Annotated in this window: 27 protein-coding genes, 1 pseudogene and 1 other annotated feature; of the genes and pseudogenes, 15 read left to right on the top strand and 13 right to left on the bottom strand. The window is 52.7% G+C overall.

What is annotated here, in order from left to right:
- Positions 1-109: 109 nt before the first annotated feature.
- Positions 110-1,486: a Na+/H+ antiporter NhaC gene (gene nhaC / locus KNP82_RS09550; protein ID WP_214827706.1), complete on the top strand. Its 1,377-nt coding sequence runs from the start codon at positions 110-112 to the stop codon at positions 1,484-1,486.
- Positions 1,487-1,544: 58 nt separating this feature from the next.
- Here the strand turns inward: nhaC and KNP82_RS09545 are convergent, their stop codons facing one another.
- Positions 1,545-2,063 carry an NUDIX hydrolase gene (locus tag KNP82_RS09545; protein WP_470295372.1) on the bottom strand — a complete coding sequence of 173 codons (519 nt, stop codon included), beginning with the start codon at positions 2,061-2,063 and terminating at the stop codon, positions 1,545-1,547.
- Between the two features lie 79 nt (positions 2,064-2,142).
- Between KNP82_RS09545 and KNP82_RS09540 the strand changes: the two genes are divergently transcribed.
- The 4 genes from KNP82_RS09540 to KNP82_RS09525 all read left to right on the top strand — a co-directional run bounded on the left by KNP82_RS09540 (position 2,143) and on the right by KNP82_RS09525 (position 5,497).
- Positions 2,143-2,733 carry a DNA-3-methyladenine glycosylase gene (locus tag KNP82_RS09540; protein WP_058765462.1) on the top strand — a complete coding sequence of 197 codons (591 nt, stop codon included), beginning with the start codon at positions 2,143-2,145 and terminating at the stop codon, positions 2,731-2,733.
- A 68-nt stretch (positions 2,734-2,801) separates the two neighbouring features.
- Complete coding sequence (locus KNP82_RS09535; protein WP_029596270.1) at positions 2,802-3,314, top strand: type 1 glutamine amidotransferase domain-containing protein; 513 nt, start codon at positions 2,802-2,804, stop codon at positions 3,312-3,314.
- A gap of 130 nt (positions 3,315-3,444) precedes the next feature.
- Entirely contained in the window at positions 3,445-4,575 is a 1,131-nt protein-coding gene (locus tag KNP82_RS09530; protein ID WP_131471618.1) for an MFS transporter, read from the top strand.
- A gap of 88 nt (positions 4,576-4,663) precedes the next feature.
- The gene (locus KNP82_RS09525; protein ID WP_131471616.1) at positions 4,664-5,497 is read left to right on the top strand and encodes an undecaprenyl-diphosphate phosphatase; all 834 of its coding nucleotides are present in this window, start codon (positions 4,664-4,666) and stop codon (positions 5,495-5,497) included.
- 164 nt (positions 5,498-5,661) lie between these two features.
- On the opposite strand, the gene bshB2 is transcribed toward KNP82_RS09525, so the two are convergent.
- From bshB2 to pdxK, 3 genes are read right to left on the bottom strand one after another with little or no spacing between them, the layout of a single operon-like run.
- Entirely contained in the window at positions 5,662-6,315 is a 654-nt protein-coding gene (bshB2, locus tag KNP82_RS09520) for a bacillithiol biosynthesis deacetylase BshB2 (protein ID WP_029596268.1), read from the bottom strand.
- On the bottom strand, positions 6,312-6,683 hold the full coding sequence (locus tag KNP82_RS09515; protein WP_029596267.1) for a YojF family protein: 372 nt from the start codon (positions 6,681-6,683) through the stop codon (positions 6,312-6,314). Before KNP82_RS09515 ends, bshB2 begins: the two co-directional genes overlap by 4 nt.
- Before the next feature lie 53 nt (positions 6,684-6,736).
- A complete protein-coding gene (pdxK, locus tag KNP82_RS09510) occupies positions 6,737-7,561 on the bottom strand; it encodes a pyridoxine/pyridoxal/pyridoxamine kinase (RefSeq protein WP_214827703.1) in 825 nt (274 codons plus the stop codon).
- Between the two features lie 188 nt (positions 7,562-7,749).
- Between pdxK and cbpA the strand changes: the two genes are divergently transcribed.
- On the top strand, positions 7,750-8,385 hold the full coding sequence (cbpA, locus tag KNP82_RS09505; RefSeq protein ID WP_021068112.1) for a cyclic di-AMP binding protein CbpA: 636 nt from the start codon (positions 7,750-7,752) through the stop codon (positions 8,383-8,385).
- Between the two features lie 34 nt (positions 8,386-8,419).
- On the opposite strand, the gene KNP82_RS09500 is transcribed toward cbpA, so the two are convergent.
- The 3 genes from KNP82_RS09500 to KNP82_RS09490 form a co-directional block, all read right to left on the bottom strand.
- Positions 8,420-8,944, bottom strand: coding sequence for a GNAT family N-acetyltransferase (locus tag KNP82_RS09500; RefSeq protein ID WP_214756388.1), 525 nt, complete (start codon positions 8,942-8,944; stop codon positions 8,420-8,422).
- Between the two features lie 56 nt (positions 8,945-9,000).
- Complete coding sequence (locus tag KNP82_RS09495) at positions 9,001-9,888, bottom strand: diacylglycerol/lipid kinase family protein (RefSeq protein WP_214827701.1); 888 nt, start codon at positions 9,886-9,888, stop codon at positions 9,001-9,003.
- A 92-nt stretch (positions 9,889-9,980) separates the two neighbouring features.
- Positions 9,981-10,355: a hypothetical protein gene (locus tag KNP82_RS09490; protein WP_021068115.1), complete on the bottom strand. Its 375-nt coding sequence runs from the start codon at positions 10,353-10,355 to the stop codon at positions 9,981-9,983.
- 159 nt (positions 10,356-10,514) lie between these two features.
- Between KNP82_RS09490 and KNP82_RS09485 the strand changes: the two genes are divergently transcribed.
- The 4 genes from KNP82_RS09485 (at position 10,515) to KNP82_RS09470 (ending at position 14,397) form a co-directional block, all read left to right on the top strand.
- Entirely contained in the window at positions 10,515-10,946 is a 432-nt protein-coding gene (locus KNP82_RS09485) for a MarR family winged helix-turn-helix transcriptional regulator (protein ID WP_021068116.1), read from the top strand.
- A 122-nt stretch (positions 10,947-11,068) separates the two neighbouring features.
- Positions 11,069-11,704 (top strand): FMN-dependent NADH-azoreductase, encoded by a 636-nt coding sequence (locus KNP82_RS09480; RefSeq protein WP_029596264.1) that lies wholly within the window; start codon positions 11,069-11,071, stop codon positions 11,702-11,704.
- An 81-nt stretch (positions 11,705-11,785) separates the two neighbouring features.
- Entirely contained in the window at positions 11,786-12,463 is a 678-nt protein-coding gene (locus KNP82_RS09475; RefSeq protein ID WP_214827699.1) for a uracil-DNA glycosylase, read from the top strand.
- Positions 12,464-12,584: 121 nt separating this feature from the next.
- Positions 12,585-12,781, top strand: a binding site (T-box leader).
- 53 nt (positions 12,782-12,834) lie between these two features.
- Entirely contained in the window at positions 12,835-14,397 is a 1,563-nt protein-coding gene (locus tag KNP82_RS09470) for an aromatic amino acid hydroxylase (RefSeq protein WP_214756383.1), read from the top strand.
- A gap of 155 nt (positions 14,398-14,552) precedes the next feature.
- Here KNP82_RS09470 and KNP82_RS09465 read toward each other — a convergent pair.
- The 3 genes and pseudogenes from KNP82_RS09465 to KNP82_RS09455 all read right to left on the bottom strand — a co-directional run.
- A pseudogene (locus KNP82_RS09465) lies at positions 14,553-15,898 on the bottom strand (IS1182 family transposase); the annotation flags it as partial.
- Between the two features lie 332 nt (positions 15,899-16,230).
- Entirely contained in the window at positions 16,231-17,220 is a 990-nt protein-coding gene (locus KNP82_RS09460; protein WP_021068120.1) for an alpha/beta hydrolase, read from the bottom strand.
- 35 nt (positions 17,221-17,255) lie between these two features.
- Positions 17,256-18,077, bottom strand: coding sequence for a Cof-type HAD-IIB family hydrolase (locus KNP82_RS09455; protein ID WP_021068121.1), 822 nt, complete (start codon positions 18,075-18,077; stop codon positions 17,256-17,258).
- A gap of 125 nt (positions 18,078-18,202) precedes the next feature.
- Between KNP82_RS09455 and KNP82_RS09450 the strand changes: the two genes are divergently transcribed.
- The 4 genes from KNP82_RS09450 (at position 18,203) to KNP82_RS09435 (ending at position 22,122) form a co-directional block, all read left to right on the top strand.
- On the top strand, positions 18,203-18,895 hold the full coding sequence (locus KNP82_RS09450; protein ID WP_021068122.1) for a response regulator transcription factor: 693 nt from the start codon (positions 18,203-18,205) through the stop codon (positions 18,893-18,895).
- Positions 18,892-20,271, top strand: coding sequence for a sensor histidine kinase (locus KNP82_RS09445; RefSeq protein WP_131471610.1), 1,380 nt, complete (start codon positions 18,892-18,894; stop codon positions 20,269-20,271). Before KNP82_RS09450 ends, KNP82_RS09445 begins: the two co-directional genes overlap by 4 nt.
- A 64-nt stretch (positions 20,272-20,335) precedes the next feature.
- Complete coding sequence (locus KNP82_RS09440; RefSeq protein WP_058765475.1) at positions 20,336-20,701, top strand: DUF1499 domain-containing protein; 366 nt, start codon at positions 20,336-20,338, stop codon at positions 20,699-20,701.
- Complete coding sequence (locus KNP82_RS09435; protein WP_214827697.1) at positions 20,698-22,122, top strand: dihydrolipoyl dehydrogenase family protein; 1,425 nt, start codon at positions 20,698-20,700, stop codon at positions 22,120-22,122. The genes KNP82_RS09440 and KNP82_RS09435 overlap by 4 nt, the downstream gene beginning before the upstream one ends.
- 33 nt (positions 22,123-22,155) lie before the next feature.
- On the opposite strand, the gene KNP82_RS09430 is transcribed toward KNP82_RS09435, so the two are convergent.
- From KNP82_RS09430 to KNP82_RS09420, 3 genes are all read right to left on the bottom strand, one after another.
- Entirely contained in the window at positions 22,156-22,932 is a 777-nt protein-coding gene (locus KNP82_RS09430; RefSeq protein ID WP_021068126.1) for a flagellar motor protein MotB, read from the bottom strand.
- Positions 22,910-23,692 (bottom strand): flagellar motor stator protein MotA, encoded by a 783-nt coding sequence (motA, locus tag KNP82_RS09425; protein WP_021068127.1) that lies wholly within the window; start codon positions 23,690-23,692, stop codon positions 22,910-22,912. Before motA ends, KNP82_RS09430 begins: the two co-directional genes overlap by 23 nt.
- Before the next feature lie 87 nt (positions 23,693-23,779).
- On the bottom strand, positions 23,780-24,031 hold the full coding sequence (locus tag KNP82_RS09420; RefSeq protein WP_233005246.1) for a hypothetical protein: 252 nt from the start codon (positions 24,029-24,031) through the stop codon (positions 23,780-23,782).
- A 140-nt stretch (positions 24,032-24,171) separates the two neighbouring features.
- On the opposite strand from KNP82_RS09420, the gene KNP82_RS09415 reads away from it, so the two are divergent.
- A complete protein-coding gene (locus KNP82_RS09415; protein WP_214827695.1) occupies positions 24,172-25,551 on the top strand; it encodes a TrkH family potassium uptake protein in 1,380 nt (459 codons plus the stop codon).
- The last annotated feature ends 6 nt before the right edge of the window (positions 25,552-25,557 follow it).

Below are 25,557 nucleotides of genomic sequence, written 5' to 3'. Positions count from 1 at the left end.
AGGGAAAAGAGAAGCAGGTATAGTAAAGAACATCACTGAAACACTTTCGCGCATAAAAGCGTTTAAGCGGTTAGGTAGAAAATAATGGAACTGAAAGGAGGGGACGTCGATGCAGATGAAAGGAAAAGAGGCTGTATTCGTCGTGCTGATGAGCGGGATTTCCCTGCTCGCACTGATGTTTTTGGCCAAAGCGACGCCACATATGGCGATCTTTGGCACAATGGTATTAATAGGGGGTTACGCGTATTATCGGACGCGTGATTTCAAACGAATCGAAGCGGCGATGATTAGCGGGATCCGTGAAGCCATCATGCCGGTCTTGATTTTACTGCTCATCGGGATGTTGATTGGCGTATGGCAAATGTCTGGCACCGTGGCGACGATCCTCTCCATCGGTTTAGATACAATTTCAGCACAATGGTTCTTGCCGAGCGTCCTGCTCATCACGATGATCGTCTCGTCGTTCACGGGCAGTGCCTTCACGACAGTCGGTACGGTCGGGGTCGCCTTGTTCGGAATCGGGATGGCGCTCGGGATCTCTCCGGCGCTCGCAGCCGGGGCCATCGTCTCGGGTGCACTCTTCGGTGACAAGATGAGCCCGCTGTCGGATACGACGAACTTCGCACCAGCCGTGGCTGGTGTCAAACTGTTCGACCATATCCGCTTTATGATGGGGACGACCGTACCGGCCATCTTGATTACATTTGTGTTATTCGCAATTCTTGGTCGGAACGGTCAAGCGGCCGATACGGCGCAAATCGCGGAAGCGCAGGCGGCACTTGCCGGACGGTTCAACTTGTCTTGGTTGACGCTGCTCGCGCCGGTTCTCGTCGCGGTGCTCGCGTTCCGTCGCATGCCGGTCTTGCCGACGATGCTCGTCGGGATGTTCGCCGGGGTGTTGACGGCAGGATTCGTCCAAGGCAACTGGAACGTCACAAACTGGTTCGGTGTCATGCAGGCCGGGTTCAAGTCAAGCGTCGAGAACGAGACGATTGCAGCTGTGCTCGATCGTGGCGGACTCGAGTCGATGCTCTGGTCGGTCAGTCTCGTCTTGATTGCGCTCGCGTTCGGTGGCTTGCTCCGTGAACTCGGCGTGTTCCAAGCGATCGTCGATGCGTTGCTCGAACGGTTGAAGTCGCCAGGCAGCTCGGTGTTGTCGGTCGTCCTCAGCTCGATTGGGGTCAACTTGCTCGCTGGCGAACAGTACTTGTCAATCTTGCTCCCAGGTCAGGCGTTCAAGCAAGGGTTCATCGATCGCGGCATCGATCCACGCTACTTGTCACGTGCCCTCGAAGACGGCGGGACGGTCATCAACCCGCTCATCCCATGGGGCGTGTCGGGTGCATTCTTCGCTGCCACGCTCGGGGTACCGGTACTTGAATACGCACCATTCGCCTTCTTCCTCTGGCTCAGCCCGATTTTCTCGATTATTCTCGGATACGTGAAGTTGGGAAAGCAACGTGAGACGATGCGAATCGCTTCTTAATCGAATCACTTAAAAACCATCCAGGACAATTAGCTGTCCTGGATGGTTTTTGAATGTCTTAGGCAAAAGAACTCTCGAGTTCCCATAGCGTGTCCCCGAACTGGTCGATGAGCGCTTGCGCCCTCGATTCGATGTCCGATGGCAAGTCAGCTCTTGAGAAATACTGCAAGTCCAGACTTTCTCCGTCGTTCATGGCCAGTGTCCCTTGCACGCGCTTCGCATGGAAAAGATTGATGACACTATGCGTCTCGTCCCCGTTCGGATACTTGAAGTAAAACTTCGGTCCCGAACAAACACCGACGAGTTCAAATTGATTGGTTTCAAGACCAGTCTCTTCATTCAATTCACGAGCGGCCACTTCTTCTAACGTCTCATTCAACTCCATCGATCCCCCGGGCAATCCCCAATCATTCGTATCGGACCGGTGTTGGAACAACAGCTCCCCGTATTCATTCAACACGAGGATGGTCGCCCCGACAGAGATTAATGGTCTGTTCCCGACTGTCTGTCTTAACTCTAATAGATACCCCACCTTGTTTCGCCTCACTTTCTCGTATGTCATATCATTCGATTCCAATCATGAAACCCCTTTGATCAGAAAAGGCATCTTCTTTGTGTCACCCCGTCTTCATTTGAGAAAATAAACCTAAGGAGGGATGACGATGAAACGACTCGATCCATCATTTTACGAGCAACCGACGCTCGAACTCGCCCGGTCACTACTCGGTCATTATCTCGTCCACAATCATCTCGACGGTCAGATTGTCGGCAAAATCGTTGAGACGGAGGCCTATCTAGGTGCCATCGATCGGGCGGCCCATAGCTTCGGGGGCAGACGGACGAATCGGACCGAGGTCATGTTCGGATTGCCGGGACACGTCTATACGTATCAGATGCACACGCATACGCTCTTGAACGTCGTGAGCGGTCCGGTCGGCACGCCGGAAGCCGTCCTCATCCGAGCCATCGAGCCGATTGAAGGACAGGCCATCATCGACATGAATCGTCCTGGCATCAAACGGTTCGATCAGACGAACGGTCCCGGCAAGCTGACGAAAGCGCTCGGGATCACGATGGACCTGTATGGGCATTCGCTCCAACATGAACCGCTCTATATCGTCGAAGGGGACGTCATTCCAGACATCGAGGCCGGTCCGCGCATCGGCATTCCTAACACGGGCGAAGCGCGTGACTATCCGTATCGTTTCTTTGAACGCTCGAATCCGTACGTCTCCAAGTTTCGCTGAATGTTTATGCTCCGGTTAGGTGTGGAACACTCCCTATGTGCATAAAAATAATGAGGGAGTGTTTCAATATGGCAAAAGTAGCAACGCTAATCACAGACATGTTTGAAGACGTAGAGTTCACGGGTCCACGCGACGCATTGGTGGAAGCGGGGCACGAAGTTGTCACGATTGAAAAGAAAGCTGGGAATACAGTCGAAGGCAAACAAGGGGAGTCGAAGGTCACAATCGACAAAGCCATCGACGACGTCTCACCAGAAGACTTTGACGCACTGCTCTTACCGGGCGGATTCTCACCTGACTTGTTACGCGAAGATGACCGTTTCGTCCAGTTCGCCAAGGCGTTCATGGACGCGAAAAAGCCGGTATTCGCCATCTGCCATGGACCACAGCTGTTGATTACGGCGAAGACGCTCGAAGGCCGCGATGCGACCGGCTACAAGTCGATTAAAGTCGACATGGAATACGCTGGAGCGAAGTATGCGGACAAAGAAGTCGTCGTCTGCCAAGAACAGCTCGTCACGAGCCGACAACCGGATGACATCCCGGCGTTCAATCGCGAGATGCTCAATCTGCTTAAATAATGTGCAGGCCACGGAATTTTTCCGTGGCTTTTTTTGTGTTAGCGGGAATAGACAAATAAGGAGGAGATGTATGATGAAACGAGCACGTTCACCTAGTTAAGTCGGTCGAAACGTTGTGTTGCTCGGCTGGATGCGTTGGTTCGATGCGCTCATCCCAGCCTATACGATTGAACGTCTGTTTTGGGAGTCGCGGACGATCACGATTCAAGAGGTCGTCTATCTCGAGATGCTTTATGCCGTCCTCGTCGTGTTGCTTGAAGTGCCGACGGGTGTCCTTGCCGACCGATTCGAGCGGCGGCGTCTGATGCAGATCGGGGTCGGGTTGGAATGTCTATCGTTTATCGTTCTACTGTTGTCGTTCTCGTTTGTCGGGTTTGCTGTCGCCATCGCCTTGTCGGGCATTGGGGCGGCGTTTCGGAGCGGGGCCGAGAACGCGTTGTTGTATGAGACGCTCGAACAGGACGGGAAGGCGGGAACGTTTGAACGCACGATCGGTCGATTGAATGTCATTGGAATCGTCGCAGCCGTTCTCGCTGCCATCAGTGGTAGTCTGCTGGCGACACGCTTCCCGTTCGAGCTGAACTACGTGCTGTCGATTGTCAGTTTGTTCATCGCGACAGCATGTAGTTTTGGCCTTGTCGAACCGAGACGAGTCGTGTCGGACGAGCGCTTGACGTGGGCAGATATCGGGTCTGGTTTCCGCTTTATCCGGCAACATCGTCGCGTGTTCATCGTGACGTCGTTGTTTGTCGTGACCATTAGTGCGTTCAATTTTATCGATGAGTTCTGGCAACTGTATGCGCGCGACGTCGAGCTTCCGATTTATTGGTTCGGGACGATGTCAACGATCCTGCTGCTCATCCAAATACCGGGACAGTTGGTCGCACCGATGCTGCTACGCTTCGCCACGGCCGAGTGTTGGCTACGCTGGATCGGTTGGGGAATCGGCGTTGGTTTTGTCGTTCTCGGGCTCTATCCGGGGCCGATTGGTCTCGTGATTATGGTCGGAATGGCCTGTCTCATCGGTATTGTTGAACCGCTCTATCTCGGTGTGTTGCATCATCGGGTCCCATCCGGAATCAGGGCGACGACGGAATCGTCCGTCTCGATGTTGTTGCATGGCGGGATCATCCTGTTCGGTCTGTTGTTCGCCGCCGGGGCAGGTATGACGCTTTTTGCCGCCTTTTTGTTCATCGGGATCATCGTTTGTCTGCATCAAGCGATTGTCACGGTCATAGCGCGGAGAGAGGATGCTTCATGAGCTTCCTCTTTTTTACGCCTTAAGACCTAGGGCGGGTGAGGTTAAAGTTGTGTATGATAAGAAACAATACTGGAGTAGGAGATAAACAATGGAATGGTATGAATTATTTATTGGCTTTTTGTTAGGCGTCGTCGAAGGACTGACCGAGTTTGCTCCGGTATCGTCAACGGGACATATGATCCTCGTGGACGACCTGTGGCTCAACTCGAGTAGCTTCCTCGGTCAAGAGGTGGCGAACACATTTAAGATCGTAATTCAGCTCGGTTCGATTTTAGCGGTCATCGTCGTATTTCGAAATCGGTTTAAAGAGTTATTGAATCCGAAGGAGTTGCTCGCGATTCGTAGCAGCGGGCCGACAAAGAAACTGAACTTGCTACATATCTTCATCGGGCTGCTCCCGGCAGGCGTGCTTGGACTGTTGTTTGAAGACTACATCGATGAGAACTTGTTCTCCATCAAGACCGTCTTGATTGGGCTCGTCATCGGGGCATTCTTCATGATTGTAGCGGACTTGTCAGGCGTGAAGCGTCAAACGACGGCCACGCTCGATGAGATTTCGTATAAACAAGCGCTCGGTGTCGGCTTGATTCAATGTTTCTCGCTCTGGCCAGGTTTTTCACGATCAGGGTCGACCATCTCAGGGGGCGTCCTCTTAGGGATGAGTCACCGGGCCGCAGCGGACTTCACGTTCATTATGGCCGTACCGATCATGTTCGGTGCTAGTGCACTGTCGCTCTACAGCAAATGGGAGTACTTTACGATGGCGACCCTCCCGGTCTTCGTTGTCGGATTCATTAGCGCGTTCTTGTTTGCGCTCTTGTCGATTAAGTTCTTCTTGAAGTTGATCAACAAAGTGAAGTTGACGCCGTTCGCGATTTATCGCATCGTGTTGGCGGCTGTGATTTACTTCTTGTACTTCTAAGAAAAAAGCGCATGTCAGCACATGCGCTTTGAAACCAATGATCCATCAAGTTCGTATAACCAAGTAGAGGTGAGAACATGGAACATATCGTTGTCGTATTGGGAACGTTAATCGGCTTAGGAGCTGTCGGTACATTATTGTACGTGACACGCCTTGCCTATGAATCATGAGAACGGATAGTGATAGAAGCGCTCACGTTGGAGTAACTCCATGACGTGGGCGTTTTCTGCGTTGTCGATGGCGCGTAACAGGCCTTCCGTCTGTGAACGGTGGGCGAGCAACGCTTCACGCTTCGCCGCGCTCTCTTGACCGACTTCGATGACGACGTGCGGGTTTCCGAGTTCGGCGTCGGTGCGATGGTCGAACGCGACTCCTAAAAATTCAGGACGCTTCGAGGCATCGATGTCTTGCAACGCTCGGACGACCGCACGTGCCGTCGCCTCGTGATCGGGGTGGACGGCGTAACCCGGATAGAAGGAGATGACGCGTGTCGGCTGTACTTCCTCGATTAAGGCGCTGAAACGTGCCGCGAGTTCCGCTTCGTCTTCGAATTCGACGGTCTTGTCGCGAAGTCCCCACATGCGGAGGTCGTCGATGCCCATGACGGCACACGCTTCCTCGAGCTCATGTTTACGAATTTTCGGCAACTCTTCACGCGTCGTGAAAATCGGCGAGCCCATATTGCGGCCCATCTCACCGAGCGTCAGACAGACGTACGTGACCGGGAATCCGTGTTTATGGTGTTGGATAATCGTCCCGGCCGAGCTGAACGCTTCATCATCGGGATGCGGAAAAATAACGAGTAATGGTCCATTCATTGGCTTTCCACCTCCGAGGCTCCTTGTGGGAGCGGTTTGATGTCTAAGTGTAAGGCGCAGGCGAGGCGTCCGAGGCGGTCATGGCCGGCGAGCAGGAGCTGGTCTCCGTGCTGTTCGTAGTCGGTCAAACCTTCGACGTAAAGCCAACCATGATCGAGCTTCAAGCCGACCCGGTATGGTCCATCGCCCTTGATTTGGCCGATGCTATATTCGATGACGACGTTGCGGATAAACATACCGGCGTTATGAAAATCAGGGTCGTTATGCGTCGCATACGCCCCGTTCGTCGTCTCGACATGGACATAGAGCGGCATGGATACATGCGCGTCCAAATAAGTCTGGATGGTTGTAGGTTGAATTGATTTCACGCGGTTCCCTCCAATGGAAACGATGACCCGAGACATGCGTCCCGGGCCACCCGTTATGATTGTGTTGCTAGTTTTTTGCGGTAACCGGTATGGTTCGTTGGCCCAACATATTGGTTGAGGCGGAACGAGTGACGGACCGCTTCCGTGATGAACTCTTTTCCGATTTCGATGGCTTCATCGACCGAGTGACCGTTCGCGAGTGAAGCCGCGATCGCTGACGAGAACGTGCAGCCGCCGCCGTGTGTGAAGGCAGGGTCGATTTTTTCGCTCTCGAGGAGGCGATACTCGTTGCCGTCGTAAAGCACGTCAAATGCTGTGTCGAAGCCGAGCTTGCCACCGACTTTGACGATGACGATTTCAGCGCCGAGTTCATGGATCAAGCGAGCAGCCTCTTTGATTTCTTCCATCGTTGAAGGTGTTTGATCGAGGCCAGCGAGCATACGCGCCTCGAACAAGTTTGGTGTGATGATTTTAGCGACCGGTACGAGGTGCTTGCGCATCGCGACCGCGACGTCCGGGTTGAGAATCTCGTCGGCACCTTTACATGCCATGACTGGGTCGACGACCGCGTTTTGGATGCCGTACTCTTTAATTTTACGGGCAGCGAGTTCGATAATCTCTGGAGTCGGGAGCATCCCTGTCTTGACGGCATCGACACCAATCCCAGCGAGGACCGTATCAATCTGTTTCTCAATCAACGTCGTGTCGATTGGGAACACTTCGTGATGCCACGCATTATGCGGATCTTGAGCCACGATGACCGTGAGGGCGGTCATGCCGTAAACACCTAGCTCTTCCATCGTTTTCAAGTCAGCTTGGATGCCTGCACCGCCACTCGTGTCCGAGCCAGCGATTGTTAAAGCTTTTTTCATCGTCATAGTCGTTCAATCCCCTTTGTCTGTTTGGATAGTTTCACTATAACGACTTTTTGGCGTTACGACAAATCCCGAGGTCGCATCCAGACCGGAATAAGTTTTGAAAATTGATGGCAGGATTTCAATCGTATTTGGGGAATAGTAATGAATAGGGTGTAGACCACTTTCAATTTGGCTAGGAGGAAAACCGCATGTTAGTGCATAGCTTATGCATTCCGAAGAAAGATGTCGTCACAATCAGTGAAAAGGCGACATTGCGCGAAGCGCTCGACACGCTCGAAAAGACAGGCTACCGTTGTGTCCCTGTGCTCGATGAGACGGGAACGTTTTTCCGCGGTAATATTTATAAAATGCATATTTATCGCCACGGGATGAGTGGGGCGAGCCTAGACGATAACGTTATGGAACTCATCAAGAACACGCAAAAGTACGTTCACGAGTCAGACGGCTTTTTCAAAGTCTTCTTCTCAATCAAAGAACTTCCGTATATCGCGGTCTTGAAAGACGAGAGCAACGAATTTTACGGGATTTTGCCACACGGGAAGATGCTCGGCATGCTCGAAGAGGCATGGAGCCGTGACACGGGGAGCTATGTCGTCACGATTGCACTCAGTGAGCAGGCAGGGGCGCTCGAGAAAATCACGAAAGTCATCAGCAAATATTCATCAATCGCCAGCCTCATGACGCTTGACGCCAAGAGCAAGGTGTTGCGTCGCGTGTTAATCACGTTGCCGCCGGACTGTGACGAGAAGACAAAAGACAAGATTGTCGCCAAACTCGAACAAAAAGGGTTCCGCGTCGTCGAAGTCGAGAATTTAAATAACTGACGAAAGGCCTTCCTCGATGCGAGGAAGGCCTTATTCAATCCAATCGTTTTTCCATCCGGATATCCGGCCAAAATTGACCGTCCCAGTACGTGAACGCTTCGATACGGGCAATTTCGTGATAACCGAGCTTTTGATAGAGGCGATGCGCCGCTTCATTGAATCCGAACACACCGAGCTCGATGCGTGGCACACCTTGGGCACGAAGTCGATCTGCCAGTAACGTGAGGGCTGCGGTGCCGACGCCTTTCCCGCGACCTGTCTGTTCACCGATGACCAGACCAAGCCAAGCGCTGCCGCGTTCTTTGTCATACAAGTGCGGGGCGTCATAGATGAAGTTCACCTCGCCGATGAGCCGATCATCGTCGTAAATCAAGAAAATATCGTGCGTGTCCAGACGTTCCGTCAAGTCTGCGACCGTCATTTGGTGTTCCGCGACGAGTTCGGCTTCGGATCGGGCCGGACGAATCAAATGGACGATGGCGGGATCGTTATTCCAACGATTGAACGTCGCGACGATGGCGTCGGACGCTTCTCGCAATGGGACGAGCGAGATGGGCATCGAGTTCCCCTCCTTTCAGGCATTCTTCTTTGCCCTCGAACTGAAAAGTCCCCTTTTTACTGAATCGGCTTCAAGACGTTGAGGTGGCTCGGAAGCACTTCGAACGTGAGCGGGAGTTTACCGCCCGTATCTCCGTCGGCATTGACCGGAAGTGATTCTGGCGAGTCGACATGGACCCGTTTCGTCGTGAACGACGTGACGCTGTCCGTCTCTTTCAACTTGCCGGTGAAGAGGGCCGGTGCGAGTTGGATGGCGTCTTTAAAGCCGAGGTTCTCAAACAGATAGACGTGAAGTAACCCGTCGTTCAGTTCGGCGTCCGGTTCAAAGTTTTCAAACCCGCCGACCGAGTTCGTGAGGGCGATGACGACCAAATAGGCGTCTCCATCGAACGTGTGCTCTTCGGCTTGGACCGACAAGGCGTATGGACTATGCTCACGGAACGCTTTGATTCCTTCAATCAAGTAGGCGAACGGGCCCCATTTTGTTTTCTCCTCGACACTGACCTCGTCGACAGCCTCGGCGATGAGGCCGATCGCGATGACGTTCATGAAGTAGCCATTCTCGTATTTGCCGATATCCATCGGTGTCGGTTGCGCCGTCTTGAGTGCCTCGATGGCATTTGCGGGGTCGCTCGGGACGCCGAGCGCGCGTGCGAGATCGTTGACGGTACCGAGCGGGATGATGCCGAAATCAGGACGATGATCCGCTTCGGCGAGCCCCGTTACGGCCTCGTTCAGCGTCCCGTCGCCACCCATCGCGATGACAGCTTTATATTGTTTCGATGCCGCTTCTTTCGCAAAATGTGTGGCATCGTCTGCTTTCTCCGTGAACCGGACATCGACGTTGCCGTAACGCTCTCGCAAGACTTCCTCCGCGGCCGCGGCGTGTTCTTTCCCTAACTCTTTCCCGGACGACGGGTTGACGATTAACATGACTGTATCCATCAAAGCACATTCCCCTTTTCACATTCAGATATTGTCATCTATTCCCGTCCTGTGGCGAGACTAGTCATAAAAAAACAACACAGACGTGTTGTTTAATAATGGCGGAATGCCGACATATCGAGGTGGCTTGCATCTGATTCGTCGACGGCGAGTTCAATTTTCAAATGTTCATGGAACGGCGAGTCGAATGCACCCATGCAGGCGACCGGCTCATGGTCCGGGACGGGGGACTTACGTTTCGTTTTGACGAACAAATAGTCCTCACGCGACAACGTCAATAAGAAGCGTTCGACCGCATGGGGTTCGCGCGTGACGTTCGGCCATGGCAAGTGGTTGAATAGTAAAAAGACCGCGCCTTCTTTTTCGAGCGCATAGTCTGGGGCGATCCCTTCCCGGTTCAACAACTCGATGACCGTACTCAAATAGGCTTGTTTAATCGTCAATGATATCTCGTAATACTCACGCATACCGTCCACCCTTTCTAAAAATCGCAATAATTCCATTCTATACGTTTCAGACAGGGGCGACAACGAAGAAGTTTCTTGACGAAGCGTTTTTCCCACCGTATACTGCTCATGTCCTGCTATACTAAAGGTAAATGATGAACGAATTGAGGTGAAACCGACATGATTGAATCACTCGAATTGAAGGCATGGATCGTCTTGGCACGAGCGATGGACGCAATCAGTGACCGTGTGAAGGACGATTTACGACGCCACCAATTGAATTCAACAGAGTTCGGTGTTTTATCCGTCTTGTATAAACGAGGGGATACCCCGCTCCAGCAAATCGGAGACCAAATTTTGATTACGAGCGGAAGCGTCACGTACGTGATTGATAAGCTTGAAAAACGTGGCTTAATCGAGCGTGTGGCTTGTCCGTCTGACCGACGCGTTACATACGCCTCGTTGACAGAGGAAGGCAAGCGCTTGATGGACGTCGTCTATCCAGAGCACATCGAGATTTTTAAAGACATCTATGGTCCCCTTAGCGACCAAGAGACTGAACAGTTAATCGATTTATTGAAACGAGTCGGTTATAACGCGGCAGGCAAATGACGCCTGCCTGTTTTTTTTGACTATTTATCTTGAAGTTAAACTAATTGACTGCGAGATATACAGATGATATAGTTCTAACTGTTGTTACAAAATAGAGATCACACTTATGGAGGAACCCATTTATGAAAAAGGTATTATACGTATCGGCTAACCCGAAACCAACAGAATTGTCATACAGCAAACAAGTCGCAGAAACGTTCATGACGACACTCACGAATGAGAATGCGTCACTCGAAGTCGAAGCAATCGAATTATACGATGTCGATGTTCAAGAAATCGACGGCGACGTCCTCAGCGCATGGGGCAAATTCGCTTCAGGCGAAGCCCTCACTGACGTCGAAGCGGCTAAAGTCGCGACGATGAACGGCATGCTTGAGAAATTCATGGAAGCTGACATGTACGTGTTCGCAACACCGATGTGGAACTTCTTCTTCCCAGCTCGCATGAAAATGTTCCTCGACAGCGTATTGACTGCTGGTAAAACGTTCCGTTATACAGAACAAGGCCCAGTCGGCCTTCTCGAGAACAAACAAGCGATCCACATCCAAGGTACGGGTGGAATCTACACAGGTACAGACCTCAACTTCGCAGACGCATACCTTCGTCAAGCACTCGCATTCGTAGGCGTGACAGAAGTGACGACACTTCCAGTTGAAGGCATGAACCAATACCCAGACAAAATCGAAGAAATCGTTGCTGACGCAAAAGCGAAAGCCGAAGCACTTGCGAAAGAAGTCGCAGGCGCGGTCACAGTATAATGATCAAGGGCGAGTCCAATCGGGCTCGCCTTTTTGTGTGCCATCGATTCGGGTATGATAAGACGGAAAGGGGAGAAACACATGGGAGAACAGTTATCAGATCGCCTGCTCGGGGATTGGAGCGACATCATCGCATCCGAGATGGCCGAGCCTTATTTTACTAACTTGAAAGCGTTCGTTGATGAGGCGTATGCGTCATCGACCGTATATCCGGCCCGAGAAGACATTTGGAATGCGTTCGTCTATACGAAGTTCAAGGACGTCAAATGCGTCATTCTCGGACAAGATCCATACCATGGGCCAAACCAAGCGCATGGACTGAGTTTCTCAGTCCAAGACGGTGTACGTTTCCCACCGTCGCTTCGAAATATCTTTCAAGAATTGCATGACGATATCGGCTGTCCCGTGCCGACCAGCGGGAATTTAGAAGCATGGGCCCGTCAAGGCGTGTTGCTGCTCAACACCGCGCTCACGGTCGAAGCAGGCAAAGCCGGTTCGCATCGGGGACAGGGATGGGAGCAGTTCACCGACTCCATCATCGAGCGACTTGGGCAGCGGGAAGATCCGCTCGTGTTCATCTTATGGGGGAACGACGCGAAGAAGAAACAGAAATTTATTGGCCCGCAACACGCCGTCTTGACCTCGGTCCACCCGAGTCCGCTCTCGTCGCATCGCGGCTTTTTCGGATCGAAGCCGTTCTCGCAAGTGAATGCGAAGTTGAGTGAGTGGGGTCAACCTGAAATCGATTGGTGTTTGTGACAGTCTGCAGATGCGGACTGTTTTTTGTTGACGGCGTCCAAATCGTCTGTTATCGTTACTAGCAACAAGATACTTTAGTGCTTAAAAGCGAATATGCATAGAAGCATAACTGTATAACAGTATAAAAGCGATGACCGAACCGAAGTAGAGACATCTTCCCTGGCCCAGAGAGCGTGTGGTGCTGTGAACACGCCCATAGGATGAATCGAATTACAGTTCGCGAGCTCTCACGTGTTGAGCGGTCCCCCGTTATCGGAGTAGAGTGACTAGACGTCCGTCTAGTAATCAGGGTGGTACCGCGGCATCGTCGTCCCTATCGAGTGAATCGATAGGGATTTTTTTACGTTCAGTCAACTAAAGGAGGAAACATCATGCTCACACAAATCATTCCACGCCATTTGGCCCCTCATATTTCGCCACAGTTCTACGACGAGTACACGCCGACCGATCATGCTGTCTGGCGCTTCGTCTTACGACTGAACTTGCACACGCTTGAAGGGAAGGCCCACCCGTTCTACATCGAAGGGTTGAAAAAGACGGGGATGGGACCGGAGCGTCTCCCGAACGTCGAACAGATGACCGAAGAGATGCGGTCGGCCGGTTGGTCGACGGTCGCAGTCGATGGTCTCATTCCAGGCGTCGCTTTCTTTGATTTCCAAGGCAACGGGATGTTGCCGGTCGCGACCGATATCCGAAAAGTCGAGAATATTTTGTACAGTCCGGCACCGGATATCATCCACGAGGCGGCCGGCCATGCACCAATGTTGATGGATCCTGAATTTTCACAGATTGTGAAGCGGTTCGGTCAGCTCGGGGCGAGGGCATTCATGAATCGAGAAGAACATGCCTCGTTCGCAGCACTTAAACGATTGACCGTCGTGAAGGAGAATGCGAACTCGACGGACGAGGAGATTGCAGCCGCGGAAGCGGCAGTTCATGCGGCCAAAGCCCAAGTGACCGGCTTCTCTGAAGCACAACAAGTCGCCCGCATCTTTTGGTGGACGGTCGAGTTTGGCCTCATCGGTGATGTAGACAATCCGCTCATCTACGGGGCAGGCCTGTTATCTTCGGTCGGAGAGAGCCGTCACTGTTTGACAGACGCCGTCACGAAGCATCCATTCAATTTGGAGCACGCCCTTGAGACGAAACAAGACGTGACGAATATGCAACGCGAGTTATTCGTCATTCCAGACTTTGAAGCGTTGAAGGACGCGCTAGACGAACTCGAGTCACGGATGGCGGTCAACCAAGGTGGGATCGCTTCGCTCGAGAAGGCGCTCGCGTCGGGCAGTCAATCGACCATCCGACTAGAAGACGGGACGGATCGCGTCGGTGTGATTCGTCACGTGACACGCTCTGGGGCACGTGCCCTCATCCAATGGGACGACTGTGTGAACGTCAATCACGGTCAATTGACGAACTTGCATAATCATGGCCTGCTCGTGCTCGATGGACCGCTTCAAGACGTGTTGGCGACAGCGGACATTCGGTTAGACGGTCAAGTCGTCAGCGAGACGACAGAGGCGTTGCATCTCGAAGACGTCGTCGTCACCATCGAAGGACGACAGATTAAACTGGAGACACTCGAAGTGAGACAAGATACGCTGCCGTCGATTTTCCCGGGTACCGAGATTGAAGAACTCGTCATCTTGGAGAAGCCGGTCCAGATTGAACGTGACGCCCGAGTATGGACGAACGATGACCCGATGTTCAATCAGGTCCGCAATATGCGGGAGCAAGGCGAGTCGATTGATGAGCTCGTGCCGACGATTCTTACCGATCATCCCGATGCTTGGTTGCTCCACATCGAATGTTTGGAGCTCGTCGAGTCTGATGCGCTTCGACAGGCGTTGACGGAACGGTTGCACGCGTTACGTGAGACGTCACCGTCGCGGCATGAGTTGATTGGCCGCGCGCTCGCATTGCTCAACTGACAAAAATAATCCCCGCCCAATGATGGGCGGGGATTCAGGCTGTTGACGAACCAATTCGCTTTTCGCGAATTGGTTCGTCTTTTTTTAGGTTCGATGAGCTTGAGGCGCTCTGCCCGGCACAAGATTGAAAAAATGGTATGTATACGGTCTCTCCAGGCCAACAGGTTGGCCAGCTTCTTCATGTTTTGTGCGGTGGCTGCCACCAGGTTGGCGCGCTGGACCGCCTCACGGCCCCGGTAGAACGTGAAGCGGAGCCCATGAAGCTCCTTCGCGTCGGCGAACGAGCGCTCCACCGTCTGTGGCCGGAGACGGTATAGGTATTGACCGGATGCGGTCAATCGATTCCTGTTCACCGCTTCGAGGAATGGCTCGTCCAAATGGCGCGTTATGATCCGACGGTTCGTCTCGTTCTCCATGCATTTTTCGAGGAGCGGGCAGTCTTGACAGACTTTCGGGTCGGACACGTATTGGCGGTATCCTTGGCGGGTCGTCGTGCTGTAACGGAGGATTTGGCGGGCCGGGCAGCGATAGGCGTCCTCATCTGGGAGGTAGGTGAATTTGGACTTTCGGAACTTCCCTTTCTTGCCGCCGAAGCGGCGTCTCGAGATGACGCTATAGATGCCGCGAGTGACGAGCGACTTGGCGATCTCCGTTGAGAAATAGCCCGCGTCGAGCGCCACCGCCTCGAGCGGGAAGGCGAAATGCTGAAGAATGTAGTCCAGACGCTCCAGATAGACGCTGCTGTCCTGCACGTTCCCCGGCGTGACGTAGGCATCGACGATGAAGTTATACTTTGCGTCGACCGTTCGGTGGACGAGCCAAAAGAAGCCTTCCGGCTTCCGGGTCCGATACATGTAGCCCGCCTCGGGATCGGTACGGCTCACCTTGCTCACCTTCTTTTTAGGTTCGCCGGGCTCGGCGGGCTCTAGCGCTTTTTTCCGTGCGCGGACCGATCCTCGTTCACGCGCGCCAACAGTTCATCCTCGACCGCAGTGACGACCGCGTCGACCTCGGTCTTGTCGAACTTCTTCTTGCTGGCGTTCGCCCGGATATGTGTCGAATCCGTGAGGAGGATCCGTCCCGAGACGAGGTTATGCGCCTCCGCCTGATGGATGATGTCGTCAAAAATTTGTTGAAAGACGTCCGTCCCGGCGAACCGTCGCCGGTAGGCTTGGCTGATCGTCGAATGGTCAGGGACTTTCTCGTCCATTCCGAGCCCGAGGAACCATCGGTACGCCAGGTTTGTCTCGATTTCTTTGATGGTTTGGCGGACGGATCGGATGTTGAACAAAGGGCCGAGGAGGATGATTTTGATGAGGATCTCCGGATCGATGCCGGGCTGCCCGGTGTTCGAATAGAGTGGTGCGCACAGACGATGGACGATGGAGAAGTCGACATGGCGGTCGATCTTGCGGACGAGATGGTCTTTCGGGACCAACTGGTCCAACGAGGCCGCGGTGTGGATCGGTTCATGGCGTTTGGCGATGTGGGCTCGGTACATGATTGATTCCCCTTCCTGTTCGGAGGCGGTGACCGTCCATACATACCGTTTCCCGTTTTCATCGGTTCGAAGAACATATCAGGGCTTTTTCTTCGGCCATCGAGGCCTCAGAAAAAGACAAACGGCCGCCAGATGGCGACCGTTTGCGTTGCTCGTCCGATGGCGCCCCGACTCCCGCAGGAGAGCAATCCAACGGAGACCCAGCAGCGACGCTAGTCGCGATGCGGCTCCGGGATTGCCTGCGGAAAGCGTGGGCGCGGGAAGGACGAGCGATATCAATCATGTTAGTCAACAAGCTGAATCCCCGCCCAATGATGGGCGGGGATTATTTGTTAACGCGTCGTTTCACGCAAGAACGTGATTAAACGGCGATACGTTGCACTGGCTGCCGGCTTATCCATCTCAAAATGGTAGTCGTGGCCGAGTGTGTGCTCGTTTCGGTCATAAAAGACGCTCGTGACGTCCGCACGACCTGAGAGGATCGTCGCAAATTCTTTCGCTTGCGTTTCGAACGAACCGGTGTTGCCATCGGTGATAAACGTCGGAACGAACGTGGCCGGGATATTCACGAGCGGCGACGCTTCCGCGACGACCGGCAAGTCTTCCCAATTGTACGTTCCGAAGTAAGCCCAACCGATCCGTTTGAACAAGAAGCGGTTGACCGCCTTCGATGACTCGATGATGCTTCGTTTCAAGTCATAAGGACCTGACATGAGAATCGTGCCGAGGATCGACGTTTTCGGAACGACTTGATTCACTTCGGCCGATGGTGCGTAGTCGTCGTTCAATTGAATACCGACGAACTGAGCGACGAGTTGGGCCCCGTTCGAATCGCCCGCAAAAAAGACGCGGTCGAGGTCGAGACGGAAGCGGTCATTGTTTTCCGCGATATACGTGTATGCTTCTTCAAGCTGCTGGAGCGGGACGGGATACGTGACGTCAGGGGCAAGGGCGTAGTTGACGCTAACGACGTTATAGCCGTTGCTCGCGATTGACGTCGCATATTTGAAGACGTCGGCCTTGTCGCCACCGACGAACGAACCGCCGTGCACCCAAAAGATGGTCGGAACAATTTGTTTCTCGCCTTCATAGCGAATCAAGTCGAACGTCCCGTTCTCATAGGCTGAATGATAGTCGATATCTTTCCGGACCGATGTTTTTTGAACGACTTCATCAAACCCTTTGATGGCCACTTCGTTCCCGCCGGCAAATGAGGTCTTAACGAGACGTGAGGTCGGTTTCGGGGACAAAAATACGTAGGCGGCACCGGCGACAGCCGTACCGACCAGTCCAAGTCCTGCTCGTTTCAATCCTTTATTCATCGTAATTCCTCCTTGGTTCAATCCAGTTTGTTCACTTACCGATCGACGAGGACCGTTCCCATGAACGTCTCAATGACGTGGGCAATCCCGTCTTCGTTGTTTGATTTCGTGATGAAGTCGGCTTTGCCTTTGACCGTCGTGTTGGCGTTGCCCATGGCGACTCCGAGGCCGGCCCATTCAATCATCGTGAGGTCATTGTTCCCGTCGCCACAAGCGATGACGTGGGCTTGCTCAATTCCGACGTGTTCGGCGAGGAAGGCGAGGCTCGTCCCTTTCGTCACACCCGCTTCTGTGAACTCAAGGAAAAACGGTTTTGAACGCGCGACAGCAAGTTTTCCTTCAAGTTCGACTTGCAGTTTCGTTTCGATTGGAGCGAGCGTGTCGCCGTCACCGAGCATGAGACATTTGACGACAGGCGTCGTGACCGCTTCTTTGAAGTCGGCGACATGGATAACCGGCATCCCCGTCAATTCACCTTCGATATCAGTATACGGGTTCGGTTGATCGGTTACGATTTCGTTACCGATGTACGTATGAATCGCGATTTCTTCCCGGACACTGATATCATGGAGATGGGCGACCGTCTCCGGAAGCAACGTACTCGAGAAGATTTCTTCATTCGTCTCACAATTGATGATTGAGGCACCGTTGAATGAGAGAATATAGCTACCATATTTGGCAAGTTCGAGTTCACGGGCGGCATCCCACATCGCGTATGTCGGGCGACCGCTCGCGAGCACGACTTTATGTCCGCGTTCTTGTACATCTAGCAAGGCTGCTTTCGTCTTGGCGGAAATTGTATGGTCGCTCGTGAGGAGCGTATCGTCCATATCTAAAACAATCATCTTGTAACTCATAATGGTAAGGAGTCCTCCTTCAGAATCTAATGACTCCATCCTAATACGATTTGAGGTCAATTGACAACCTTGTCGCAAAAACGTAACTATAATGTAGAGTAGTGAACTTCAGAAGAGGTGGATATATGAATCGAATATTAGTAGCCGAAGATGAGCATGCGATTCGCAGCTTTATCATCGTTAATTTAAAACGAGCCGGATTTGACGTCTTTGAGGCGACGAACGGTCGCGAAGCGGTCACAGCGTTCGACCGTGAGCCGTTCGATGTCGTCTTGCTCGACGTGATGATGCCTGAGATGGATGGATTCGAGGCATGCGCCGCCATCCGCGACTTAGATGAGAACGTCGGCATCATCATGCTGACGGCACGCACGCTTGAAGAAGATAAGATTGAAGGGCTCGGCAGAGGGGCGGACGATTATATCGCCAAGCCGTTTAGCCCAGGTGAGCTTGTGGCACGGATTCAAGCACTCCTGCGCCGTGTCGAGAAAGTGAAGCGTAAAGAAAAGAAACGGTTGAAGTCCGGACCGTTCGCCATCGATTTGGCGGCGAAGCAAGTGACGAAGTATGGGCAGGCGATTGATTTGACCCCGACCGAATACGATTTGATTTGTCACCTCGTCCAAAACGAGGAAGTCGTCTTATCGCGTGACGCGCTGTTAGATGCCGTCTGGGGCATCAATTACTTCGGGGACAGAAAGACGGTCGACGTCAACATCCGTCGTCTACGTCAAAAGATTGAAGACGACCCGAGTCACCCGGCTTATATCGAGACGCTATGGGGGCATGGGTACAAGTGGCGGAGACATGACGGATGAAGCAACAGCTCGTCATTCGGATTATGCTCGTCATGACGCTCGTGCTCGTCTTTCTCGTGAGCGTCCTGTCGTACGGAACGTACCGCTATTACTATGAATATGAATCAGAGGCACTACTCAGCCATGCGACGACGAGCGCCTATCTGTATCCACAGGCGCAAGTCGGATTCGAGACACCGAGCGCGTTCTCGGTGCTCGTTCGGACGTTCGGCTATCCCGGTACCGATTTGACGATTGTCGACCGGACCGGTCAAATCATCAAAACGACGGGACAGCGGGCGCAACAGGCGGCCTTTTCGACCGAACAGTTGCAAGATCTCGCTCGAGGCGAGTCCGTCGTCCAAGACTACGATGCCGATGGGAATCACTATTTGTCGGTGACGAGTCCAATCATCACGGAAGAGACGAGTGAATTCGCCATCAGCTTCACGCGGCCGCTCGCCGACCTTGACACGTTGATTCGCGAGATTTGGATGGCTGTCGTCATGATTGGCGTCTTGATTTGGTTGGTCGCGCTCTATGCTGTCATTCGGATTGCAGACCGATTCGTGCGACCGATTCGAGACATCATTGAGACGGCCGATGAAATGGCGCAAGGTGATTTCGATGTTGAAGTCTATTCCAATGAAAAACATGAGCTCGGGGCACTGGCCCGGACGCTCACATATTTAGGTGCGAAAGTCCAGCAGCACCAATCGACGCGAAATGAATTTCTATCCAACGTGTCGCACGAGTTGCGGACGCCGCTCACTTCGATTAAAGGGTGGACGGAGACGATTCGAGGCGGGGACGAGAAAGTGTCGGACGAGACCGAGCTCGGTTTGAGCATCATCCATTCGGAGACGGAGCGGATGATCGGGCTCGTCGAGCAGCTGCTCGATTACACGAAGATTGAAGAGAGCCGGCTCGTCTTGTATCGGCAAGAACTTGATCTCGTGTCGTTGTTACGGAAAGTGACGATTCAATTGAAACAGTCACTCGAAGACAAACAGATTACGCTCATTGAGCGATATCCGCAAAAGTCGATCGGACTGTTCGATGAGAACCGGCTGAAGCAAGTATTTTTAAACTTGCTCGAGAACGCCATCCGCTTCTCGCCAGAAGGTGGGACGTTGACGGTAAGGTTCGTGCAATCGGAGCGAGTCGCGTTCATCTCAATTATTGACGAGGGACCTGGTATTTCACGGGAACACTTGCAGCGCATCACTGAAATGTTCTATCAGGCGCAAGTGACGAAAGGGAGCAGCGGGCTCGGCCTGGCGATTGCTAAGGAGTTAATCGAGGCCCACGAAGGAAAGCTCGTCATCGAAAGTGAGATCGGTCATGGGACGACGGTGACCGTTCTCTTGCCGCTCGACCCGAGCGAACTGCATTAAAAGGGTTAAACCTTCCGAATTCAGGATACATGTAATTGTATGTAGAATGAGGGAGGTTTTTTTCATGGCAACGAAATCATTGAAGCCATTGTCAGGTAGTCCGAACGCCGTCTCGACCGAAACGACAATCGAAGCGCTACGCATGGAGCCGCTCCCGTACGGGCGAGACCGCGCCGAGAGCATCGAGACAATCAAGATGGTGATGGGGCAACTGCCTCGGACCGAGCTCGTCAAGGAGACGGAGGACACGCTCCATTATGTCGTCACGACGAAACTGATGCGCTTTAAAGATGACGTCGAATTTCGATTCGACGATGAGACAAGACAAATTGAATTCCGCTCGGCATCACGACTCGGTCACTCTGACTTTGGAGTGAACCGGAAACGGATGCAAGACGTGAGTGAACGCTATCGGAGGTTGATGAGATGAAGGATTATCAATTGATTGTGATTGGTGGGGGTGCGGCCGGGATGACGGTCGCGGCCGGTGCCGCAAATTTAGGGGCGAAAGTCGCTTTGGTCGAGAAGAAAAAACACCTGGGTGGAGACTGTCTTCACGTTGGGTGTGTCCCGTCGAAAGCGCTGATCGCCGCCTCGAAAGAAGCGAGCAGCATGATGCAAGCTGCCCGAGTACTCGGAGCCGAGTTTGACGGCCGCGACCATTACCAGACGACGAAAGCACGCGTCGACCGTGCCAGTGCCATCATTCAAGATCATGATGGGACGGAACGTTTCGAAAAACTTGGGGTCGACGTGTATATCGGCGAGGCCTCGTTCCAAAGCCCATACGAACTCAAAGTCGGTGACGATTTACTGATTGGGAAGAAATTCGTCATCGCGACTGGCTCGCAACCGACCATACCGCCGATTGACGGCTTGGACGACGTGCCATACTTAACGAATGAGCAAGTGTTTGAAGAAGAGACGTTGCCGGAGAGCATCATCGTCATCGGGGCCGGGACGATCGGTCTCGAACTCGCCCAGTCGTTCGCTCGTCTCGGTAGCCAAGTGACCGTGCTCGAGGCACAGGATACGTTTTTACCGCGAGAAGACGAGTCGGTGAGCAAGTTGCTCCGTTCGCAGCTCGAGATGGCGATGCGCCTTAAAATCGGCATCAACATCAATCAAGTCTCGGAAGTCGAGGGACGCGTTCACGTCACCGGCGAAATCGATGGCGAAACGGTCACGTACGAGGCGGACAAGCTGCTCGTGGCGACAGGACGGAAACCGAGAATCGATGAGCTTCGACTCGACCGGGCTCACGTCCACGTCAAAGACGGATTCGTCGACGTCACGTCGACGTACCGCACGTCACAACCTCATATCTTTGCGATTGGCGATACGATTAAGACGTTACCGTTCACGCACGCAGCTGGCGAGGAAGGAAAAGCGGTCGTGGCCAACGCCTTGTTCGGACTTTGGAACAAGGTCGACTACACGAAGATGCCGTGGATCACGTTCACGGAACCGGAAGTGTTCCACGTCGGCATGACCGAAGCTGAGGCACGGGAGCGTCATGGTGACGATGTCGAGGTGTTTGAAGCGAAACTGTCCGAGGTCGACCGCTTCGTCGCCGACCGACAAGAGACAGGTTTCGTCAAAATTATCACGCGCAAGAACGGCAAAATCATCGGCGGTCACGCCATCGGTATGACGGCCGGGGATTGGATGCAAATCGTCGTCTATGCGATGCAACGAGGCGATAAAATCGGCAAGCTGTCCCGCATGATTTATCCGTACCCGTCGCGAAGCGAGGCCGTGAAAAAAGTGGCCGACCTTTACTGGCGGAAACGCTTGTTCAACAGCCCGCTCACGGATTTGTCACGCAAGTACTTCGAATGGACCCGATAACGAAAAATCCCACTCTCAACAGAGTGGGATTTTTTATGGCAAGACGATTGTTTCGAGCATCTTCGGTGAGCCTTCTGATAAATCGACGAGTGGTTTAATCAACACTTCGACGCGGCGGTTTTTCGAGCGCCCTGCTTCGGTGTCGTTCGTCGCAATCGGTTTGTATTCTCCGTAACTGGCAAGCGTGAATTGTCCGGGATTCAAAGCATCGTTCGTCAACAGACCGCGCATGAAAGCCGTGGCCCGGGCCGAACTGAGTTCCCAGTTCGACGGGAACCGGGCCGTGTTGATCGGGATGTTATCGGTGTGACCCGATACGACAATCTCACGGTTACCGGCTTTTTCCAGGATACCGCTAATCGAGCCGGCCACCGTTCTAGCCTCGGCGTCAAGCGTCGCTTCCCCCATACTGAACAAGGCTCGGTCTTGAATCGTCAAAACGAGACCGCTCGAGTTGATGGTCGCTTCAATCTCTTGTTCGAGCCCGTTCTTTTTGATGTATTGATTGACCTCTTCTTTTAACTCATCCAGTTTGGCGAGCTCATATGTCCGAGGATTCGCCGTCGTATCTGTCTTGTTCGTACGGCTGATGTCACTGTTCGAGGCGGTCGAAGCTTGGAACACGCTCGTCCCGCCAGAGAACACTTGGTTAAAGGATTGAGACATTTTCTCGAGCTTCGTCTGGTCGATGTTACTCGAGGCGAACAAGACGATGAAGAGGGCGAGTAAGAGCGTCAATAAATCGGCGTAAGGGATTAACCAACCTTCCGGGATATGTTCCTCATGATCATGCTTCTTTTTGCGCTTCATAGTCGGCTCGCTCCTTTGGAGACAAATACACAGACAATTTATCTTCTAACGTCTTCGGAGACTCCCCACTTTGAATCGAGAGAATCCCTTCAATCATCATTTCTTTGATGATGACCTCGCTCTTCGAATACTGCTTTAATTTATTGGCGAACGGGAACCAGAGGACGTATCCTGTGAAAATCCCGAACAACGTCGCGACGAACGCGGCTGAAATCGCGTGACCGAGCTTTTCGATATCAGACAAATCTTTTAGGGCCGCAATCAAACCGATAACGGCTCCGAGAACCCCGAGTGTCGGCGCGTACGTGCCGGCTTGTGTAAAGATGTCCGAGTTCGCTTTATGGCGTTGCTCCATGTTCTCGATATCGCGCGACATGACCTCGGCGATATATTCGGATGGTTGGCCGTCGATGACCATCATCATCCCTTGTTTCAAGAACGGCTCTTCAACTTGTTCGAGCGCTGTCTCAAGCGACAGGAGTCCTTCTTTACGCGCTTGCGTCGACAAGTCGACGAACTGTGTCAACAGCCCGGATTTACTTGGTAACTCCTGCTTTTTGAAGAGAATTCCGAACAACTTCGGTACGTTTTGCAGCTGTTCTTTGGAAACGGCGATACTGACCGCGGCCGCTGTCCCGACAAAAATAATGACGAGTGCTGCCGGGTTGATGAGCGGGGCAATCCCGGCTCCTTTCAATACCATCCCTCCGACGAGGGTGAGGAACCCAAGTATGAGTCCTACTAACGTGACGACATCCATGTCTATGTTTTCCACCTTTCTAAAAAAAATCAGGAGACAAAAAAAGCGAGAGACTTAACTCGTCTCCCGCAAATGCGTTCCCGATGGTTAAGCGCCGTTTTCGTCAATCAGCATTTGGATGCTGATATTTCGTTCTTCACGCTCTATATCGGTTAACACGTCGTATTTTTTTAATAATGCGTACAATTGATTCACAACTTCTTGATCAAGTGACCAATGTAGCAGTTCTTCGAGCTGGAAATAAAGATGGGCGGGCATGCATTGTGACTGACGCTCCAACCTTCGCGAGACATCCGTTAGCGAATGATCCACCGTACTAGGGTCCACGGTTTCATTCAACCTCCTCAACATTCATAAAGTCTATCTCTCATATTACCAAAAAATCCGACAAACAGTTAGCGATACATTTTCTAGTTGGCAATTTTATAAGTGAGGAGTAATATGAGCCTTAGAAAACTTGAGTTGAAGGAGATAGCGAGATGCGACATCGATTGACCGTACGGGAGTTGCGCATAAAACGAATCGAGGCACTCTATCGGCTCGTGTTCGAAAAGCCGGCCCGTTTTATCGCGACGGGCTTTTTGCTCGCCATCTTTATTGGGGCGACATTACTCTATATGCCGTTCGCGCAGACACAACCCGTGTCTTGGATCGACTGTCTGTTTATCGCGACATCGGCCGGAACGGTGACTGGATTATCGACAATCGACATTGGAACATCGTTCAATACGTTCGGCGAGCTCGTCATCGTTGCGCTGATTCAAATCGGTGGTCTCGGCTTTATGACGGTCGCGCTTATGTTGCTCAGTGTGCTCGGGAAGAAAATCGGTTTAAAGCAGCGCATCTTGCTCCAAGAGTCACTCAACTTGTCGGGACCGGGCGGCACGGTGCGTCTCGTCCGCAACATCGTCTTTACGACACTCATCGTCCAGTTCATCGGCATGTTGTTTTTGACGGTCGAACTGTACAGCACCGGTGACTATCGTTTCGGTGAGGCGCTCTATTATGGGTTCTTCCATGCGGTGTCAGCGTTCAACAATGCCGGATTCGCCCTATGGCCGGACAATTTGATGCAGTTCGAGCAGAACACAGCTATCGTCATCACGATTGCCGCGCTCTTAATGATTGGGGGGCTCGGTTTTACGACCATCGCCGACGCGACCGAGGTGAAACGTTGGAAACGTCTCGCCCTCCATTCGAAAATCATGATTGCCTCACTCGTCATCGTCAACGGAATCGCCTGGTTCTCGCTCATGTTGTTCGAATGGGTGTCGAATGAAGGCGGGCTGTATGGCCGCCCGTTCGGTGAAGCGATGCACGTCACTTTCTTCCAAGCGGTGACGACGCGAACGGCAGGCTTTAACACGATCGACCTGACGACGATGGCGCCGATTTCGATTGGCGTCATGATCATTCTTATGTATATCGGGGCCGGCGCCGCCTCGACAGGGTCGGGGATTAAAGTGACGACCGTAGCCGTCATCTTGGCCGATATGTGGGCGTTCATCGTCGGGAAAAAAGAGACGGTCATCCTCGAGCGGACGATTGACGCGTTCCAAATTAAAAAAGCGTACATCGTGGCTATTACGAGTTTCTTCTTCATCTTATTGATTACCGCACTGACTATCTTGACGAACGGTCATATTCCGGCGACAGCACTCTTGTTCGAGACAGTCTCGGCCTTCGGGACGGTCGGGTTATCACTCGGGATCACGGCGGAACTGAACGATGCAGGTAAGAGTTTTATCATGTTCATGATGTTACTCGGTCGTGTCGGTTCGTTGACGATCCTCTTCACGGTCGCACGCCAGATGGACCGGAAGATTCGCTATCCAAAAGAGAAGTTGCTAATCGGATGACACACA

Origin of the sequence: Exiguobacterium sp. s26, from assembly GCF_018618235.1 — a bacterium.
Classification (GTDB): Bacteria; Bacillota; Bacilli; order Exiguobacteriales; family Exiguobacteriaceae; genus Exiguobacterium; species Exiguobacterium chiriqhucha.
Note: the sequence above shows the minus strand (reverse complement) of the source record. Positions and strands in the feature narration are given on the sequence as shown.